Here is an 18444-nt window from a genome sequence, read left to right as displayed (position 1 = left end):
AACCGTGAGACGATCGGGTATGGCTAAGAAAAAGTCGAAGAAGAGCAACGATCCGGCGGCCAAGATCGCTGAAAAGCTCCGAGTGTCAGCCGGTTTCGAACTCGCATCGCTGGACGCCTCGTCGACTCCGGGCTTCAAGGGCAAGAAGGTCGACGCCGAAGAGACCCTTGCTGCGACGGCCGCCGAGATCGACGATCTGCAGGAGCGGCTCTACGCCAATGGCCGCGACGGGGACGGTCCGTCGGTCTTGCTGGTGGTGCAGGGGATGGACACTTCGGGCAAGGGCGGCATCATGCGACATGTCGTCGGCAGCGTGGACCCGCAGGGGGTTGAGCTGACGGCCTTCAAGTCGCCGTCGGCCGAAGAGCGCCGCCACCCGTTCCTCTGGCGCATTCGCAAGGCTTTGCCCCGGCCGGGCTACATCGCGGTGTTCGACCGGTCCCACTACGAAGACGTGTTGATCGTACGGGTTCACAACCTTGTTCCGGCCACGACCTGGAGCCGCCGCTATGGGCAGATCAACACCTTCGAGGAGTCGGTCACCAAGGCCGGAACACGGATCATCAAGATCATGCTGCACATCGATGCCGACGAGCAGAAGGCTCGATTGACCGAGCGGCTCGACCGGCCCGACAAGTGGTGGAAGTTCAACCCGGGCGACCTGGACGAGCGCGCCTATTGGGACCACTACCAGGAGGCCTACCAGGTGCTGCTGGAGAAGACGTCGACCGACGATGCGCCCTGGTATGTCGTTCCGGCGAACAAGAAGTGGTACGCCCGGTTGGCCGTCCAGCAGATCCTGCTGACCCACCTGCGTGACCTTGACCAGGCCTGGCCGCGGGCCGAGTTCGATGTGGCCGAGCAACAGGCGCGACTGGCCAAGCTCTGAGTCGTACGCAATGGGGCCGGTCCGCGTGGACCGGCCCCTTTCGTACGCCGTCAGTTCGTCAGTCGGTCGAGCGCGCGCAGCGCAACACCACGATGGAGCGCCCCTCGATCTCCAGATCGTCGCCGCCGGCGATGGTCTCATCCGCGGTCAACGGATCCTGCGAAGCGGTGTGCAACGCGACCTGCCACTCAGCGTCCTGGACGACGTCGGGAACGGTGAACCGCAGGTCGTCACCGTTGGCGTTGAAGATCAACACGAAGTGGTCGTCGACCACCGGCTGCCCGTGCTCGTCGGGGGCGAAGATCGCCTCACCGTTGAGGAAGACCGCCACCGCGCGAGCCAGGCCGTTGCGCCAGTCGAGTTCGGTCATCTGGTTGCCGTCGGGGGAGAACCACTCGATGTCGCCCAGCGGGCTCTTGCCGCCGTGATCGGCCTGGCCCAGGAAGAAACGGCGTCGACGGAAGGTGGTGTGGTCGCGGCGCAATGCGATCACCGAGGAGGCGAACGCGATCAGCTCCTCCTGCTGGTCGTCCAGATCCCAGTCCACCCACGCCAGTTCGTTGTCCTGGCAGTAGACGTTGTTGTTGCCCTCTTGGGTGCGGCCGAGTTCGTCGCCGTGGGCGATCATCGGAACGCCCTGGCTCAGCAGCAGCGTGGTCAGGAAGTTGCGCTGCTGACGCAATCGCAGTTCGGCGACCTCCGGGTCGTCGGTCGGGCCCTCGACGCCGCAGTTCCAGGAACGGTTGTGTGACTCGCCGTCGTTGCCGCCTTCACCGTTGGCGTCGTTGTGCTTCTCGTTGTAGGACACCAGGTCCCGCAGCGTGAACCCGTCGTGGGCCGTGACGAAGTTGATCGAGGCGATCGGCCGCCGGCCCGAGTGTTCGTAGAGGTCGCTCGATCCGGTCAGCCGCGAAGCGAACTCGCCCAACGTCGAAGGCTCACCACGCCAGAAGTCGCGGACCGTGTCGCGGTATTTGCCGTTCCACTCGGTCCACAGCGGCGGGAAGTTGCCGACCTGATAGCCACCGTCGCCGAGGTCCCACGGCTCGGCAATCAGCTTCACCTGGCTGACGATCGGGTCCTGCTGAATGATGTCGAAGAACGCTGAGAGCCGATCGACCTCGTGGAACTGGCGAGCGAGGGTCGCTGCGAGGTCGAACCGGAAGCCGTCGATGTGCATCTCGGTGACCCAGTAGCGCAGCGAGTCCATGATCAGCTGCAACACGTGCGGGCTGCGCATCAGCAGGCTGTTGCCGGTTCCGGTCGTGTCGTAGTAGTGCTCCGGGTCGCTGTCGACCAACCGGTAGTAGCTCTGGTTGTCCAAGCCACGGAAGGCGATGGTCGGTCCGAGCTCGTTGCCCTCGGCGGTGTGGTTGTAGACGACGTCGAGGATCACTTCGATGTCGGCAGCGTGGAGTGCCTTGACCATCGCCTTGAATTCGGTGACCTGTTGACCGTCGGTGCCCGAGGCGCTGTAGGCGTTGTGGGGCGCCAGGAAGCCGATCGTGTTGTAGCCCCAGTAGTTCGACAGGCCCTTGTCGACCAGCGTGGAGTCCTGCACGAACTGGTGGACCGGCAGCAGTTCGACCGCTGTCACCCCGAGGTTTTTCAGGTGGTCGATGATCGCCGGGTGGCCGACGGCGGCGTAGGTTCCGCGGATCTCCTCGGGCACATCGGGGTGGGTCATCGTCAGACCCTTGACGTGCATTTCGTAGAGCACGCTGTCGTGGTATTCGTGCCTCGGCGGCCGGTCGTGGGCCCAGTCGAAGAACGGGTTGACCACGACGGAGAGCATCGTGTGGCCCAGCGAGTCGTCTTCGTTGAAAGCCTCGGGGTCATCGAAGCGGTAGGAGAACAGCGATTCGTCGCCGTCGATCTGCCCGTCGAAAGCCTTCGCGTACGGGTCCAACAACAGCTTCGCCGCGTTGCTGCGGTGGCCGCTGCTGGGGTCGTACGGGCCGTGCACGCGGTAGCCGTAGCGCTGGCCCGGCTGCACCCGCGGCAGGTAGGCATGCCACACGTGGCCGTCCACCTCCGTCAGGTGGTGGCGGGTCTCGGTCCAGCCGGTCGGCGTGTCGTCGGCCGGCTCGAGCAGGCAGAGCTCGACGTGTTCGGCAGAGGCGGAGAACACAGCGAAGTTGGTGCCTGTGCCGTCAAAGGTGGCCCCCAAGGGGTACGGGTGTCCCGGCCAGATGTCCATGGCACACCATTGTGGTGCACGCAGTTGACTGATCTGACCACTACCGTGGAGGACGTGTTGGTGAGGCCCGGACTTGTGGGGAACCCCGGATGAGTGTCGATGACACCCTCCGCCGGGCTCTCGGACGCGTCCGTGGAGCTCCCTCGCTGGCGCGGCTGATCCGCGAAACGATCCGGGTCTGCATGCAGTATCGGGTGACCGGACTAGCTGCAGAGGCCGGTTTTTTCGCGCTGCTGTCGTTCCCACCGCTGATCTTCGGGCTGCTTGGTGGCGTTGGCTACCTGAGCGGGTGGCTGGGGGAGAACGCCGTCGTGCGGGTCACGACCGGCATCGAGGAATACGCCTCCCGGTTCCTCACCGAGGACAGCCTGCGCGAAGTGCTGATGCCGACGATCTCCGATGCGCTGCATGGTGGCCGACCTGACGTAATTTCGATCGGTTTCGTGCTGTCACTCTGGTCGGGATCGCGCGCGGTGAATGTGATGATCGACACGGTCGCGATCATGTACGGCCAGGGCGGCCACCGCGGCATCGTTCGCACCCGCGTGATGAGCCTGTCGCTGTATTTCGTGTCGTTGATCTTCGCCGCGATCGTGGTGCCGCTGATCGTCATCGGACCGCAGTTGTTGTCGGACTGGTTGCCCGACCGGCTGACCGTCTTGATGGTCTTCTACTGGCCGCTGGTCGGTGGCTTGACGATCCTGGGGTTCGCGACCTTCTTCTACCTGGCCACCCCGCGTAAGACTCCGTGGGTGCGTGACCTGCCCGGGGCCGTGTTGACCCTGGTGATCTGGGTGCTCGCGGCGATGGGTTTGCGCTGGGTGCTGGGCAACTCGGTCGGCGGCACCACGATCTACGGTCCGCTCGCGGCCGCGATCGTGGTTCTGATCTGGCTCTACTTCTTGGGGATTGCGGTGTTGATCGGTGCGGCGTTGAACGCCGCGACGATGCGTCTGTGGCCGGTGCCGGAACACACGCCCGCCCACGAGCGGGCCCGCGAGCGCCTGCAGGAGAGCGTGCAACGCACCCGGGCGCGGATCAGCCGTACGGACGGGGTTGTCGTCGAACATGCCGACGGAACCGGGCCCGAGGCGGACCACCCCGACGACGAGGCGGTGACGGTGCCGATGTTGCGCCGGCGCAGCCCGCAACGCCCGCCGGTGGAACCCGACTCGCCCGTGACTCCGGCCGACGAAGCGACCCCCAGTGAATCGCCGGGCGACTCGCGCCCGCCCCGGTTGGATTCGTCCGCGTCGATCCGTTAGCCTCATGCAGCGCACCCGACTTCGGTCGGAGTCAGTGCAGGCGGACATAGCTCAGTTGGTAGAGCGCAACCTTGCCAAGGTTGAGGTCGCCGGTTCGAGCCCGGTTGTCCGCTCTGGTCCTGCACTTCTGTGCAGGACTTCGGTGGCGTGGCCGAGAGGCGAGGCAACGGCCTGCAAAGCCGTCTACACGGGTTCAAATCCCGTCGCCACCTCGGGCGATTGGCGCAGCGGTAGCGCGCTTCCCTGACACGGAAGAGGTCACTGGTTCGATCCCAGTATCGCCCACCAAGAAACAGCCCCTGACCTGCGGAAACGCAAGGTCGGGGGCTGTTTGATGTGCCGGCGTGGTCGTCGCGGGCTCCGCGATGACCCAACGTCAGGCCGTCGGCACCCTGTTGCCAACACCCTGGTGCCACTCTCGCGCGAGGCGAGGGCGTAACCGGTTGCGGTTGCGGGACGTTCGTCCTAACAGGCGTAGCTGGATGGGCCGGAACATGGAAGCGAGGCCAGACAAGGTCCCACCGCTTCAACTCAAGGAGAAGGTCATGCGTTCCACACTCGACAAGCTTGTCTCATGGATGGGGCTCGGAATCGCCGTCGTCCTGCTGGCCGGGGGTGGTTTGCTCACCTGGGCGCACAACTTCATCGGCAACGAGGTTCATCAGCAACTCTCCGCGCAGCAGATCACGATGCCGGGTGGCGCCGCGCTCGCGACGCCGGACATGAAGGACAGTCTCGGCAAGTACTCCGGCCAGCTGATGACGACGGGCCCGCAGGCCAAGGCCTACGCCAACCACTTCATCCTCGCCCACATGAACGAGGCATCGAAGGGTCAGACCTACGCCCAGGTCAGCGCCGCTCAGATGGCCGCCGCCAAAGCCGACCCGAACTCCGCCCAGACGCAGCAGCTCACCGAGCTGAAGACCACGCTTTTCCAGGGAGACACGCTTCGCGGGCTGCTCCTCTACGGATACGCGTTCGCGACCATTGGCACCATTGCCGGGTACGCCGCCATCGCAGCCTTCATCGGCGCAGCCCTGATGCTCGCGCTCGCACTGTTCGGCCTGCGTCACGCTGCGCTGGTCCGTCGGGACCAGCCAGTGGCTTCCCCTCGGGACGCCGGGGTAGCGGTGCCGCGCACCGCCTAGACCTGGTCGGTCTGCGCCGTCGGCAGCAGTTACTTGAATGAGCGAACGACGACCTCCGGACGAGGTGTGGCCCGTGACGGCCCCACCAGCCGGAGGTTCTCGCATCTCACGGGTGTCTCGCGGCTGGACTACTTTGGAGCGCTTCCAGCCGGTCGGCAGCCAAGGGTGCACCGCCCTCGGCGGCCATCTTCGCGGCCAGCGTTGCGGCGGCTGGTTTCAAGGTGATTGCCTTCCGGACGGCGGCGCGTAGCCGTTCGGGTGTGAGTCGCTTGTGGGAGAGCATGATGGCGGCTCCGCTGGCCTCGGCGCGACGGCCGACTTCGGACTGGTCCCGGCCGAAAGGGACGACGACCACTGGCACCCCGGCGGCGAGAGCCTTCTGGGTGGCGCCGAAGCCACCGTGCGTGACCGCGACAGCTGCCTTCGGCAGCAGCAGCGAGTGCGGTACGAACTCGGCGAGGTGGGCGTTGTCGGAGATGTCGAACGCTTCGAGTCCGGCCGGCATCGTCGCGACCACGTCGAGGTCTTCGCCGGCCAGGCCGGCAAGGGATGTGCGCACGAGCTCGCCGTCGTCTTGGAACTCCGAGGACGTCGTGATGAGTGCGACCGGCCGGGTCAGCCCGGACAGCCAGGCCGGTGGATCGCTGGACGGGTCCCAGGCCAACGGACCGGTGAAGACGAACGACTCGGGCCACATCGCGCGGGGGTATTCCAGGGCTCGGGATGTGAGGTAGAGCGTCAGTGGTGGTCGGGTGAACATGTCCGCGGCGTCCCGTAGCGGCGATGCCCCGGCCTCGACCCGCATGGAGTTCGTGCGGGGCAGCGCGATCCGCTCGAGCATGCCCATGGTCATAGGCGTGAGCGCCCGATTCCGGATCCGGCCCAACGGACCGGCCATCGGCCTCAGGCCGGGCCCGAACGGGGGCACCTCGGGCGCCGGTAATGGCGTCGGGGAGTGCTGGATCGAGGCCCAGGGCAGTCCCGAGGCCTCGGCGACGGCAGCCGCGCCCCAGCAGAGGACGTCGATGAGGAGCAGATCGGGCCGATCGTCCTGGATCGCGCGCTGGACCTCGGGGACCTGAAGCTCGCCGCGGGCGATGAAGTTGGCGACGGCCGCCCTGAGCGATGAAAGCGGGTTGTGCTGCGTGAAGTCGAGGAGCTCGATGGCGCTGATGGCGGGGTCGACCGCGTCCGCTGTGAAGCCGAGCGCACGCAGTCCCGTCACCTCGGCCGCGATCGTCCGGATGACCACGTCATGGCCGCGCCGCTGCAGCTCGAGCAGGATCGGCACGGTGGGGAACAAGTGGCCCCGGGCGGGCGCGGTGTAGACGAGAACCTTCATTTCAGCGTTCCTTCCACAAGCTCGAGCAGCGCCAGCTTGGTCTGGCGTTGGGACAGCCCTTGCTGACGACGCAGCAGGGACCAGGTGTAGAGGTCACAGACGGCGAGCAGCTGTGCCCCCAGACGTTGACGGGCGACACCGGAGCGGGCCTCGAGCCAGGGCGCGAACACGCGGGCGCACCACTCGGCATGGACCGTTCTGCCGCGCTCGGCAACCTCCGCGAACGCCGGCACCCTGTTCTCCTGGCGCAGCAGGTGCATCATCAGATCGCCCTCGGCCTCGTAGTGCTCGACCAGGTTCTGCACCGCGCCGGCCACGTCACCGACCGGTGCTACAGCGCGCTGTTCCTCCACCTGTGCCCCGCGGATCTGCGTCAGTCTCGAGACGATCCCTTCCTTGGAGCCGAAGTGGCGAATGACGGTCTGCACGGTGACCTGGGCGTCGGCCGCGATCTGGTCAAGGGTGACCTCGTCAAAGACTGCCACCGTGAAGCGGTCGAACGCCGCCGCCAGGATGCGTTCCCCGGTTTGCTGGGCCGCGTCGGCGCGGGCCGACATCCTGTATTGCCGTTTCATGTTAATGACACTAGCGCGAAAATAAGCGAAGGTCGAGGCTACACAGATGCCGTGCGCCCAGCGGGCCCTGAAGCTGTTCGGGAAGGACGTGGCGGGGAGTTGACCGAGCACCTCGGACATGCGACGGATCGCGCTGATCCGCGCTGCCGGAACTGCCAGCCTCCGCGCAGGTGAGCCGTTTTGGAACTGCGGGCAGCCATCAGGTAAAGTTCTCTCCGTTGCCCGCAAGGGCGGCAGGCGGACATAGCTCAGTTGGTAGAGCGCAACCTTGCCAAGGTTGAGGTCGCCGGTTCGAGCCCGGTTGTCCGCTCTTTGTTGTTCTTTTCNTTCGATCCCAGTATCGCCCACCACTTGGCGGCGCCCCGCGACTAGCGGGGCGCCGTTCTCGTATCTCCCGGTGGATCGGAGGGCTCATGCGTGGTGAAGCGGACTTCGGTGCCGTGCGCGCGTGGGATCCGATCGAGATCCGTCACGATGCCGCCGCCCTCGACGAGCCCGGCTTCTGGGTCGTGGTGTGCACCTTTGAAGGGGCACTGACCGCCGTACGGATGGGCCGCACCTCCGCCCGCAGACCGGAGCCCGAAGCTGCGTTCGTCGCCGCCGATGTTGTCGACACCTCCGCCTGGTCCTCCTCGCTGGATGCCGCCGGCTATGAGCAGGCCGTGGAGGACGTGCGCCGCAGGGTTGCTCGGGGGGAGGTCTACCAGGCGAACATCTGCCGGGTGATGCAGCGGGAGATCCCCGACGGCTTCCCGATGCAGCGCTTGGCGCAGCTGCTGGAGCAGGGCAACCCGGCCCCGTACGCCGCCCGGATCGAGATCCCGGATGCCGGCCTCGACATCGTCTGCGCGTCTCCTGAGCTGTATCTCTCGCGTCAGGACAGCCGTCTGGTGTCGATGCCGATCAAGGGCACCGCGCCGACCGTGGCGCAGCTGCTGCCGAAGGACACTACGGAGAACGTGATGATCACCGATCTGGTGCGCAACGACCTCTCGCCGGTCAGCCGGCCGGGCAGTGTTGCGGTCGAGGGGTTGTGCCTTCCGCAGGAACACCCCGGTCTGGTCCACCTCGTCTCGACCGTCAGCTCGCAGTTGCGCGACGACGTCACGTGGGCCGCCATCCTCGGCGCGAGCTTCCCACCGGGTTCGGTGTCCGGGGCGCCCAAATCGACTGCGCTGCAGGCGATCACCGAATTGGAGCGAGTTCCCCGCGGTCCGTACTGCGGCGCGATCGGGTTCGTCGACAACGATCCGGATGGTCGCTCATGTCACGCCGAACTGGCCGTCGGGATCCGTACGTTCTGGGCGGAGCGCGAGGCCGGGCGGCGCCTGCTGCGGTTCGGAACCGGCGCCGGGATCACCTGGGGATCGGACCCCGAAGGTGAGTGGGCCGAGACCGAGTTGAAGGCCCGTCGCCTGATCTCGCTGGCCGACCGCGCGCTGAACAGCTGACCCGTTAGCGCGGTTCGCCCAGCCCAGCTTCACGGGCTCGGATGATCGCGGCCGCCCGGTCGGCGACCCGCAGTTTGGCGAAGACGTTCGACACGTGATTGCGAACCGTCTTCTGGGAGATGCCGAGGTGGTTGGCGATGTCCTGGTTGTTGCGGCCCTGGGCGATCAGGTCGAGCACCTCGACCTCGCGCGGGCTGAGTTCGGCGAAGGTCGCCGTCGGGGGAGTGGCGAGCAGACTCTGCAGGTGGCGGGCAACGCGTGGCCCCAGCATGATTTCGCCACCGGCAACGGCACGTACCGCCCTGGCGATCGCCGCCCCGTCAGCTCCCTTGACGAGGTAACCCCGCGCGCCGGCCCGCATCATCGCTGCGACGCTGGCGTCGTCTTCGAACATGGTTAAGGCGATGACCCCGATGTGTGGGCTGCGCGCGGTGATGGCGCGCGTGGCATCGACGCCGAGCAGTTCCGGCAGGTGCAGGTCCATCAGAATCACGTCGGGCTGGAGCTCATCGGCGACGGTCACTGCATCTGCTCCATTGGCGGCCTCGGCGATGACCTCGATGTTGTCCATCGCCGCGAGCACGAAGCGCAGGCCCTCCCGGAACATCGGGTGGTCATCGACGATGAGCACGCGGGTGGGCGCCGGATCGGTCATGGCCGCACCGCGTTGCCGGCGAGGTGGCCGACCGGCAGGTAGACCTCGACCCGCAGGCCGCCCAACGGGGAGGGCAGCAGCCGGCAGGAGCCGCCGACAGCGGTTGCCCGTTCGATCATCGAAAGGGTGCCGACGCCGTACGAGCCGGGTCCGAATCCGACGCCGTCGTCGTCGATTCGCAGCCGAACCTGGTCGGCTTCGGTCGCGCAGGTGACCCGGCAGGATCGCGCCTGCGCATGCTTGGTGACGTTGGTCAGCGCTTCGCAGACGATCCGGTAGGTCGCCAGCTCGATGCCCGCAGGCAGATCGGTCATCGGGTCGGTGATCTCGACCGTGACGGTTAGGGCGTCGTGTTCGGCGGTGGCAACGGTGCAGAAGGCCGCCGCTTGATGGCGCAGGGCGCCTTCCAGGCCAAGGGCTTCCAGGACAGGGGGAGCAAGGTCGTGAACAATCCGGCGCACATCATTGAGCACCTCGCCGACCTCGCCGGTGAGCCGTTGCAAGGTTTGTTTGGCTTCTTGCGGGCGCCGGTCGACCAGGGCCGCGGCGCCTTCGATCTGCAGCGCGACGGCCGCCAGTGCCGGCCCGACACCGTCGTGGATGTCACGGCGCAACCGGCGCCGCTCCTCCTCGCGGGCGGTGGTGACCTCCTGACGCAGCCGGCCGACGGCGAGGGTGACGCCGAGGCTGTGCAGGACCGGGCCGATCTGATCCACCACCACCTCCAACGAACTGAGCACGTTCGCCGGAACGCCAGCGCCCTGTCGCGGGCTCACCCGCAGGTTGCCGATGCGCTCGCCCTGAAATCGGATCGGCAAGGTGAGGGCTTCAGCCCCGGGGGTACCGGTCTGAGCGCTGCCCAACTCGGTGGTGAGACAGACGTAGTTCAGCCGTAGGTAGGTGGCGGCGATCTCATCGACGAGGTCCTGCAGGACGGTTGGCGCGTCGAGGCCGGCGGTGGTGCGGCGACCCAGCGAGGCCAAGACGCGGTGTGGGTCGTGTCCCCGTCCGTAAAGCAGCCGGTCGACGACCAACTGGACCTGATGGTGCAGGGGAACGGCAACAAGTAGCGAAGCACCCAGGCCGACAATTCCTGGCCACCACAGCGGGCGGCCGTCGACAAGCACTCCGGTGAGCACGACCGATCCGACGAAAACGCCGGTGATCAGCAGGGTCAGCACCGCGTAGACGAGCGAGACATTGAGCACCACCTCGGTGTCCCACAGATGGTGACGCAAAACCGCGAAGCCGACGCTCGCCACGAAGATCATCGCGGCAACTGGGGACAGCGACACCGGAAGCAAAGTGGTGATCTCGAGAGCAGCCGCCAAGGCCAGCAGCACCGCACTCACCACGACCAGCCGAAGTTGCTGTCGCACCTCGGGTTCGGAGCGGCGCCAGCGCACGACCAAGCTGGCCAAGCCGGCCAGAATGAGCAGCGCCGTCGCGATCATGACCACCGGGTAGAGCGCGCCGACCGGCAGCCCGCGGATTCCGGCGGGATTGCGCACCGAGGGCAATGCGGGCGACACCGTGCCGGGCGCGAAGGCGTTCAGTGTCATCGACGCTGCGCCCGCGGCGTACGTCGCCGTTCGCGTCAGCCGCCAACGTGGCCCGGGCAATCTGCCGTCCGGAAAGTGCAACAGGACCAGGGGCAAGGTGATCAGTCCGATCGGGCTGATCACCGCCGAGATCCAGGCGAGCCAGTCCCAGAGCAGCGCCGAGGGGGAGCCGGTCGGCGTCCAGGCCCCGCGTACGACGGTCTCGTCCAGCACCCCGACGAGCGCCTGCGTTGCCCCGCCAAGGAGTAGGAACCAGCCGACCACGTTGCCGGGCAGCCGGCCGGTGATGAGCAGCCCGCTGAGCCCGAGGCTTAGGCCCAGGGTGAGGTCACCTGGAGCCCAGACGTCGACCGGGATTGACCGATTCGCCCAGGCGAGCACGGCCAGCAGGGGGAGGCAGACGATCCAGCACGTGACGAGCGCGCGGCGCCAGCGCCGTTGGCCCAGCCGCTCGATCGTCTGCATCTGTCCATCTTCCTGCTGGCCGTGCTTGCGCGAGGGCAGATCGGTGGCAAATCCGGTCGTCATCGTCCAGGGCTATCGGCGCTGAACTCGGCGACGCAGGCCCGCACCGCTGGCGATCACGGCTGCGCCTGCGACGGAGAGCCAAGAGACCAGCGACCAGTTCGTCCCGGCGCGCTGAGACCTCATCGGACCGTCCGTGACCACGACCGGACCGCTTGCGGTGGGCGTAGCTGTCGGCGAACTGGTGGGTGTTCCGGTGCCGCCGAGGTCGAACTCGCCCGCCTGCTTGGGCAGCTGCGGACCGCTGATGTCAGTCGGCGAAACGTAGCCATAGTGGCCATCGGTCAGGTCGAGGGTGATCCAGGCCGATTGCCCTGGTGACAGCGAGTCGATACCGCTGACCAGCTTGCCGCCCTGTGGCTGCGACCCCGACTGCAGCGCGTTGTTGACGCTCCCGGCGAACTGGAGCAGGGGCACGCCCCTGTCGAGTCGGGCCAGCGAGAGCGAGTGTGGCTTGTGGCCGGTGTCTTTCACCAAATACGTGCCATGTCCGGTGAAGTGGTTCGGCCACCGAATGCCGTTGTCGCCGACCGCAATAATTCCACTGCTGGACGGAGCCTGGTTGCTCGTCGCTCCCGCGACCTTAAGGATCCCGACCATGCCCATCGCGGCGTGGGTCATGTGGTCCTTGCCCATCACGAAGCAGATCAGCGCGTAATTGCCGGACTGCAGGGTGGTGGTGACGGTCTCGGTTTCCCCTGCGGATAGTAGAGCTGGCGCGCCGTAGGTGGTGTCCGGGCTGTCCAGAAGCAGGGCACCGAGGGCCTTGTCGCCCTTGCCGGCGGCCGCCTTCAGCTGCTGCTGGGTGACTCCGGCCTTCAGTCGGCCCATGCTCATCATGTGCAGGTCGTCGTCGCGGTTGTGCCAGGTGATCGACACGATGCCCGGCCGGACACCGCCCTGAACCTGGTAGTTCATGTTGGTGGTGTCGACGACGACCTGGTTGCCGACCGGCGCCGTTGGGGCAGCCGAAGCGCTGCCTACGGCGACTGTCGATGTGGCCAAAAGGGCACACATTCCAACGGTGGCAACCAGCGGGCGGCCAAAAGATGACTTCATGACGGGTTCTCCTCATTCTCCGAGCGGAGGCGGATTGGTTGACGCCTTCGACTGTTGCCGCGCAGACCTCCCAGGCGCATCGGGCGCGTGTCCCGAACCGCCGGGAACATTTGTCCCAGGACGGCCGCGCCCGCCCTGCGTGAAACACTGGCCGGACGTGCCTCGGAAAGGGTCAGCGATGGATGCAATCAGGGTGTGGGTCAACGGGTCGTTGGTGGGTGACGGCGCGAGTGTGAGCGCGCTCGACCACGGCGTGACGGTCGGTGACGGGGTCTTTGAGACCTGCAAGGTTGAGAACGGTGTTGTGTTCGCGCTGGAGCGTCACCACGATCGACTCGACCGATCGCTGGCTGGCCTGGGTCTGCCGGCCGCTGACCGTCAGGTGCTCGCCGAAGGCATCAGCGCCGTTCTCGTGGGCGGCCTCGAGTTCGGTCGGGTGCGCTATTCGGTCACTGCAGGGATCGGCCCGCTCGGGTCAGATCGCAGCGACTCGCCGCTGACCTACATCGTGCTCGCTTCCCCGGTTCCCCGCCCGACGCCGACAACGGAGATCGCGACGGTGCCGTGGACCCGCAACGAGCGCAGCGCGGTCGTTGGTCTCAAGACCACGTCGTACGCCGAGAATGTCGTCGCGCTCGCCCGCGCTAAGGAGCGCGGTGGCAGCGAAGCGATCTTCGCCAACACCCAGGGCGAGTTGTGTGAGGGCACCGGCAGCAACATCTTCGTGGTGGTCGACGGTGAGGTGCTCACCCCGCCGGTCGAGTCGGGTCTGCTGCCGGGCATCACCCGCGCGTTGGTGATCGAGGCGTGTGAGGCAGCCGGCATTCCGGTTCATGAGAAGACGCTGCCGCTGAATATTCTGCAGACTGCCGACGAGGTCTTCATCACCTCCTCGACGCGGGACGTTCAGGCGGTCTCGCGCGTTGATGATCGCGAACTGTCTGCGCCGGGCCCCGTCACGGTCCGGACCGCGCGGGCGTTCGCTGATCACGCGCCACACTTGGCCTAGGAGGAACACGTTGGGGGAGTCCGCTGTGCAGGAGGAACTGAGGGAATCGTTCGACCCGAAGTCCCACCGATACGCCTGGCGCCGGAAGTTGGCGGCCAACCCGGTGTCGGACAAGACCTACCGAATTGGCGTTGCCATCGTCGGTCTGATCATCGTCGCGGTCGGCATCGCAGCGGTGCCGCTGCCTGGGCCCGGCTGGTTGATCGTCTTCATTGGCCTAGGGGTCTGGGCGACCGAGTTCCTTTGGGCCGCAAGGCTGCTCAACTGGGCCCGCGAGAAGCTCGACGCCTGGAACGCTTGGTTCAAGCGGCAGCCGTTGTGGTTCCAAGGGCTGTTCGCACTGCTCACTTTCGCGTTCGTCTGCTTCATCGTCTGGCTCACCTTGCGCATCGGCGGCGTTCCCGGGTTCCTGCCCAGTGGAGCGAAGGACTTCCTGCGCGCGATGCCCGGCTTGTGATCGGTTCACCCGATTAGGAGGACTCCCGGTCGGTTGGGTAAAGTTCGTCCTCGTGCTGGTCGCAGTGCCAGACCCGGATGTATAGCTCAGTTGGTTAGAGCGTTCGCTTCACACGCGAGAGGTCAGGGGTTCGAGTCCCTTTACATCCACCAGAACCGTCCTACTCGAACCAACGACATCCGAAACGTCGCGGGTGGCATGGTTCGGTTCATCCCAGGTTAGGAGCGCCTCGCGAACAGCGAGGCGCTTTCCTGTTTTTGTGCCTCGGTAGGTTGACTCGATACGGAGCCACTCGGTGTGGACGTCCAGGAGCGTGAGGAAGGGGTCGTTGACGACGGGACTGCTGCACGGATAGGTGACAGGTTCGGTCACGCTGCCTGAGTGGCTGATGTGGTCATGATGGTCTCGAACTCGATGGGGGTCAATCGGTCGAGCGCGTCCTGCCGCCGGCGGCGGTGGTAGGTCCGTTCGATCCAGGTGACAATCGCGACCCGAAGCTCGTCTCGGGTGGCCCAGGAGCGGCGGTCCAGGACGTTCTTCTGCAACAGCGAGAAGAAGCTCTCCATCGCTGCGTTGTCCCCGCAGGCACCGACCCGGCCCATCGATCCGACCATGTCGTGCCGGCTGAGCGCACGGACATGCTTACGGCTGCGGAACTGCGACCCGCGGTCGGTGTGCAGGACGCAACCAGCCACGTCACCGCGCCGAGCGACCGCGTTCTCCAGCGCGGTAACCGCGAGCCGAGACTTCATCCGTGAGTCGATCGAGTAGCCCACGATCCGGTTGGAGTAGACGTCCTTGATCGCGCACAAGTACAGCTTTCCCTCGCCGGTGTGGTGCTCGGTGATGTCAGCCAGCCACAACCGGTTGGGTGCGTCTGCGGTGAAGACGTGCCGGGTCACGCCGTGCTGGTCGAGCACGGCGCACCGATCGTCGTGCACCGGCGGGCCGGCCTTCTTGCTCTTCTTGCCCCGCTTGGGCTTCCCGAACACCGACCACCAGCCCTGCCGGGAGCAGATCGCCCACGCGGTCCGCTGCGCCATGACCTCGCCCGCGTCGGCGGCCTCCTCGACCAGATACCGATACCCGAACTCCGGGTCGTCGCGATGCGCGTCGAACAACGCGTTCGCCCGGCAAGCGGCGATCAGATCTGTCGCGGCGACCGGTGCCTGCAGCCACCGGTAGTACGGCGCCCTGGCGATCTTCAACACCCGACACGTCACCGTCACGGGGATCCCGTCGACGGCCAGCTCACGGACGAGCGGGTACATCATTTTGGGCCGATGTTGGCCTGCGACAAGTACGCCGCGGCCCGACGTAACACCTCGTTCTCCTGCTCCAGCAACCGAATCCGCTTCCTGGCCTCGCGCAGCTCGGCGTTCTCGGCCGCGGTCGTTCCCGGCTTCACGCCATCTTCGACGTCAGCTTGCTTCAACCAGTTCGTCAAACAGGACTCGCTGATCCCGAAGTCCGCGGCGACCTGTTTCAGCTGCTGACCCGGCTCGCGGTTACGGGCGACGCGGACAACGTCGTCACGGAATTCTTTGGGGTAGGGCTTGGGCACAGTGCACATCCTTCCAGCGGCGCCGTTCGGCACCACAGTTCAGATGTCACCAACTCGTGCAGCAGTCCCGGATTCTGACGGGGTCGGTTTGGTCCGACTTCGGGGTTGCGGTCGCAATGCTTCTATTTGGTGTGTGTTGCTTAGTGTTCGCGGTCATCGTATTTTTGCGCGGGGATACTCTCCGGAGAGGAGTAGGGGCGTCTATCTATCCTGGCGCATAGTCTCGACGAAAGGTCCCCACGCGGCGGTAACCGGCTCATCCCAAACGAGGGTGTAGTTGTGCCCTGGAGACGCCGGCTTCGAGCAGGCTCCTTGCGATGTAGTGGGTCAGATTGCGGAAGCCGAGAGCGCTGCCACGTAGGTGCTCGAGGCGGCCGTTGATCGCCTCGGTGGGGCCGTTGCTGGTGCCGGGCCGGTCGAAGAAGGCGAGAACATCAGCTGCACGCTTATAGCCAGCTCTTGAAGACTGCTTTGGAGCGGCCCTGGATCATGTCGAGCAACCGTGCTGGGCCAGTGCCGTTACGCACTGGTGTCAGGTCGGTGATGACGGTCACGTACTTATCACCGTGGCGAGTGTGGCGCCACACGTGCTCATCGACCCCGATGGTGGTGACGCCGTCGAACCTGCTCGGATCGTCGGTCAGGACGCGGTGCCCCTCGGCCAACACGGCGTCGTTGGCGGTGTCCCACGCAACGCCGAGCCCTTCAGCGACCCGGGCGACGGTCGGGACTGCTGCGCGAGTGTCGCTGCGGACTCGCCGACTGTATATGCCGCCACAATCGCTTCCCTGTCGTCGTCGGTCAGGCGCTGGGACAGGGCGTGGGGCAGCCACGACCGAGCTTGATCCGAAGGCGGTCGGCGACAGTCGACCTGCTCGATCTCCGGGATGGCGTCGTAGTGACGATGCTGTTTCGAGTAGTGAACGATGAGGTCCACCCTTCAAAATCCGTCCCTTTGACTCGACGGTCGGTCGGTCGCATCACGATCCGGACCGAACTCCGGTCAGCCGCCCGCTCCCACACCTAGATTGGTCGAAACGACCGTCAGGGGAGAGCGATGGAGCCGGGGGAGCAGGGTGTCATCGGCGGCTACCGCCTGCTCCGATCCCTTGGCACGGGCGGCATGGGTGAGGTCTGGTTGGCCGAGCATCCGCGGCTGCCGCGCCGGGTCGCGCTGAAGATTCTGCGGACGGGCAGCGTCGACGTCCCCGATGCCCAGCAGCGGTTCCTGCGCGAGGCCGAAACCGTTGCGCGACTAGACCATCCGTCCGTGATCGATGTTGTCGACCGCGGCCAGGACGGCGGCCGACTCTGGATCGCGATGCGGTTTGTGGAAGGGGAGGACCTGCTCGCCCGACTGCGCCGCGCGGGGCCGATGTCCGTCGCCGACGCGCTGCGAATCGCGCGCGCGGTCGCCGATGCGATCGACCACGCCCATGCGAACGGCGTCATCCACCGCGACATCAAACCGGCCAACATCCTGCTGCCGACCTCGGGCCAACCGGCCGCGGTCGTCACCGACTTCGGGATCGCCCGCGCGGTCGAAGAGGTGAACAGCTCGACCGGCCAAGGGACGGTCGTCGGCTCGATGTCTTACCTGTCGCCCGAGCAGTTCGACGGTGCGCGCGCCGATGAACGCAGCGACGTCTACGCCTTCGCCTGCACCATTTACGAAATGCTCTGTGGCGCAAAGGCATTCGATGCTCGTACGACCGCAGCCCTGATCGCCGCACACTTCACCCAACCGCGTCCCTCGCTGCGCGTCCTGAACCCAGAGCTATCTGAGGCGGTCGACCGGGTGATCCGCCGCGGCCTTGCGGTCGATCCGACGCATCGCTGGTCCTCAGCCGGCGCGATGGTCGCAGCGCTCGAGCGAGTGGCAACGATGGCACCTGAGGCATCAACTCTGGTGACCAAGGTCGACCGTACGAAGGGCCGCGCCACGGGGACCTCGGCCGCGGGAATCGCAACAGGTCGAAATAAAGCGGTGTGGGTCGGGACGTTCGCGCTGGTCGCTGTCGCGGCGGCCGCGACTGTTGCGGTGTTGGTGTGGCCGAACAGCAGCCCTACTCCGAACACGGTGGGATCGACAATCATGACGAGCACGGACGGAGGTGCCAGCTCGTCGACCAGGCCGACATCCAGCCCGCCCTCATCGACGGCCAGTAGCCCCAGCAGCCCGCCATCGACGCCGGCGAATCCACCGGTCATCATCAAGAGCCAGACCGAGACATCCAGCAGCACTTCCACCAGTTCCAGTAGCACCGCCAGCAGGACGAGCAGCCCCACCAGCTCCAGCAGTTCGGAGTCCGTCGGCCCCGGAGGGGACCTCGGACTCGCCCAGTCGATCTCAGCCCCCGGCTGCGGCGGCGCAGGCGTGGTCGTCCTGCATAGCTCGGCCTCCAATTCGGTGGACCAGCAGCGCAGCGACGTGACCGCGGCCTTGGCGCAGTTCCCGGGAGCGTCCTACATGCGCCCGTCCTGCGGCTCGATCCGCTCGATCAAAGACGGCCAGCAGATCTACACGGTCTATGCCCCGACCACCGTGGCGGACCCGGATGAGGCCGGTCTTTGCGCCGCCGTCAAGCCCTATGCAACCGCTTCGGCCGGGTCGCCGTACGGGAAATTCTTGGACGGAAGCCACCCGGTTGGCCACTTTTATCGTTGGGATGCGCAGATCGAGCACTGTTATTACTACGCCGACACAAGCGCTACCCGGCGACTGATCGTCTGAGCGCGACGA

The 18444-nt window shown here is 66.2% G+C and carries 14 protein-coding genes, 5 tRNA genes and 1 pseudogene; 12 read left to right on the top strand and 8 right to left on the bottom strand.

Going from position 1 to position 18444, the window contains the following annotated elements; translation table 11 throughout:
- The first annotated feature begins 19 nt into the window (after positions 1-19).
- Positions 20-889 (top strand): PPK2 family polyphosphate kinase, encoded by an 870-nt coding sequence (locus tag ACYU98_RS08500; protein ID WP_460467773.1) that lies wholly within the window; start codon positions 20-22, stop codon positions 887-889.
- A gap of 58 nt (positions 890-947) precedes the next feature.
- Here ACYU98_RS08500 and glgX read toward each other — a convergent pair whose 3' ends face one another.
- Positions 948-3089: a glycogen debranching protein GlgX gene (gene glgX, locus ACYU98_RS08495; protein ID WP_460467772.1), complete on the bottom strand. Its 2142-nt coding sequence runs from the start codon at positions 3087-3089 to the stop codon at positions 948-950.
- An 89-nt stretch (positions 3090-3178) separates the two neighbouring features.
- Between glgX and ACYU98_RS08490 the strand changes: the two genes are divergently transcribed.
- The 5 genes from ACYU98_RS08490 to ACYU98_RS08470 all read left to right on the top strand — a co-directional run bounded on the left by ACYU98_RS08490 (position 3179) and on the right by ACYU98_RS08470 (position 5502).
- Positions 3179-4354 (top strand): YihY/virulence factor BrkB family protein, encoded by a 1176-nt coding sequence (locus tag ACYU98_RS08490; RefSeq protein ID WP_460467771.1) that lies wholly within the window; start codon positions 3179-3181, stop codon positions 4352-4354.
- Between the two features lie 40 nt (positions 4355-4394).
- Positions 4395-4467, top strand: a tRNA-Gly gene (locus ACYU98_RS08485).
- Between the two features lie 28 nt (positions 4468-4495).
- Positions 4496-4566: transfer RNA gene (locus ACYU98_RS08480), tRNA-Cys, on the top strand.
- A 1-nt stretch (position 4567) separates the two neighbouring features.
- Positions 4568-4642 (top strand) — tRNA-Val (locus tag ACYU98_RS08475).
- Positions 4643-4899: 257 nt separating this feature from the next.
- Positions 4900-5502 carry a hypothetical protein gene (locus tag ACYU98_RS08470; RefSeq protein WP_460467770.1) on the top strand — a complete coding sequence of 201 codons (603 nt, stop codon included), beginning with the start codon at positions 4900-4902 and terminating at the stop codon, positions 5500-5502.
- A gap of 106 nt (positions 5503-5608) precedes the next feature.
- Here the strand turns inward: ACYU98_RS08470 and ACYU98_RS08465 are convergent, their stop codons facing one another.
- Positions 5609-6844: a glycosyltransferase gene (locus ACYU98_RS08465; protein ID WP_460467769.1), complete on the bottom strand. Its 1236-nt coding sequence runs from the start codon at positions 6842-6844 to the stop codon at positions 5609-5611.
- Positions 6841-7539 carry a TetR/AcrR family transcriptional regulator gene (locus ACYU98_RS08460; RefSeq protein WP_460467768.1) on the bottom strand — a complete coding sequence of 233 codons (699 nt, stop codon included), beginning with the start codon at positions 7537-7539 and terminating at the stop codon, positions 6841-6843. The genes ACYU98_RS08465 and ACYU98_RS08460 overlap by 4 nt, the downstream gene beginning before the upstream one ends.
- Before the next feature lie 117 nt (positions 7540-7656).
- Here ACYU98_RS08460 and ACYU98_RS08455 point away from each other — a divergent pair.
- Positions 7657-7729: transfer RNA gene (locus tag ACYU98_RS08455), tRNA-Gly, on the top strand.
- A gap of 103 nt (positions 7730-7832) precedes the next feature.
- The gene (locus tag ACYU98_RS08450) at positions 7833-8870 is read left to right on the top strand and encodes a chorismate-binding protein (RefSeq protein ID WP_460467767.1); all 1038 of its coding nucleotides are present in this window, start codon (positions 7833-7835) and stop codon (positions 8868-8870) included.
- A gap of 4 nt (positions 8871-8874) precedes the next feature.
- Here the strand turns inward: ACYU98_RS08450 and ACYU98_RS08445 are convergent, their stop codons facing one another.
- The 3 genes from ACYU98_RS08445 to ACYU98_RS08435 are packed head-to-tail and all read right to left on the bottom strand — an operon-like array spanning position 8875 to position 12671.
- Entirely contained in the window at positions 8875-9525 is a 651-nt protein-coding gene (locus ACYU98_RS08445) for a response regulator (protein WP_460467766.1), read from the bottom strand.
- Entirely contained in the window at positions 9522-11615 is a 2094-nt protein-coding gene (locus ACYU98_RS08440) for a sensor histidine kinase (protein ID WP_460467765.1), read from the bottom strand. Before ACYU98_RS08440 ends, ACYU98_RS08445 begins: the two co-directional genes overlap by 4 nt.
- A gap of 9 nt (positions 11616-11624) precedes the next feature.
- On the bottom strand, positions 11625-12671 hold the full coding sequence (locus ACYU98_RS08435; RefSeq protein WP_460467764.1) for a cupredoxin domain-containing protein: 1047 nt from the start codon (positions 12669-12671) through the stop codon (positions 11625-11627).
- Between the two features lie 178 nt (positions 12672-12849).
- On the opposite strand from ACYU98_RS08435, the gene ACYU98_RS08430 reads away from it, so the two are divergent.
- From ACYU98_RS08430 to ACYU98_RS08420, 3 genes are all read left to right on the top strand, one after another.
- The gene (locus ACYU98_RS08430) at positions 12850-13680 is read left to right on the top strand and encodes an aminotransferase class IV (RefSeq protein ID WP_460467763.1); all 831 of its coding nucleotides are present in this window, start codon (positions 12850-12852) and stop codon (positions 13678-13680) included.
- 25 nt (positions 13681-13705) lie between these two features.
- Positions 13706-14137: a TIGR02611 family protein gene (locus tag ACYU98_RS08425; protein WP_460467762.1), complete on the top strand. Its 432-nt coding sequence runs from the start codon at positions 13706-13708 to the stop codon at positions 14135-14137.
- Between the two features lie 75 nt (positions 14138-14212).
- Positions 14213-14289: transfer RNA gene (locus ACYU98_RS08420), tRNA-Val, on the top strand.
- Between the two features lie 216 nt (positions 14290-14505).
- Here the strand turns inward: ACYU98_RS08420 and ACYU98_RS08415 are convergent.
- Together ACYU98_RS08415 and ACYU98_RS08410 are read right to left on the bottom strand one after the other, a co-directional pair.
- Positions 14506-15701 (bottom strand): IS3 family transposase gene (locus tag ACYU98_RS08415; RefSeq protein WP_460467761.1). Its coding sequence is split into 2 segments (ribosomal slippage): positions 14506-15426 and positions 15429-15701, totalling 1194 coding nucleotides; the frame shifts between segments, so codons are not numbered across the junction.
- A gap of 256 nt (positions 15702-15957) precedes the next feature.
- Positions 15958-16426 (bottom strand): annotated as a pseudogene (locus ACYU98_RS08410) (transposase); the annotation flags it as partial.
- Between the two features lie 332 nt (positions 16427-16758).
- On the opposite strand from ACYU98_RS08410, the gene ACYU98_RS08405 reads away from it, so the two are divergent.
- The gene (locus ACYU98_RS08405) at positions 16759-18435 is read left to right on the top strand and encodes a serine/threonine-protein kinase (RefSeq protein ID WP_460467760.1); all 1677 of its coding nucleotides are present in this window, start codon (positions 16759-16761) and stop codon (positions 18433-18435) included.
- Positions 18436-18444: the final 9 nt, after the last annotated feature.

It is taken from the genome of Calidifontibacter terrae, assembly GCF_054778835.1.
The sequence above is the reverse complement of the archived record's forward strand: the minus strand, read 5'-3'. Positions and strand labels throughout refer to the sequence as shown.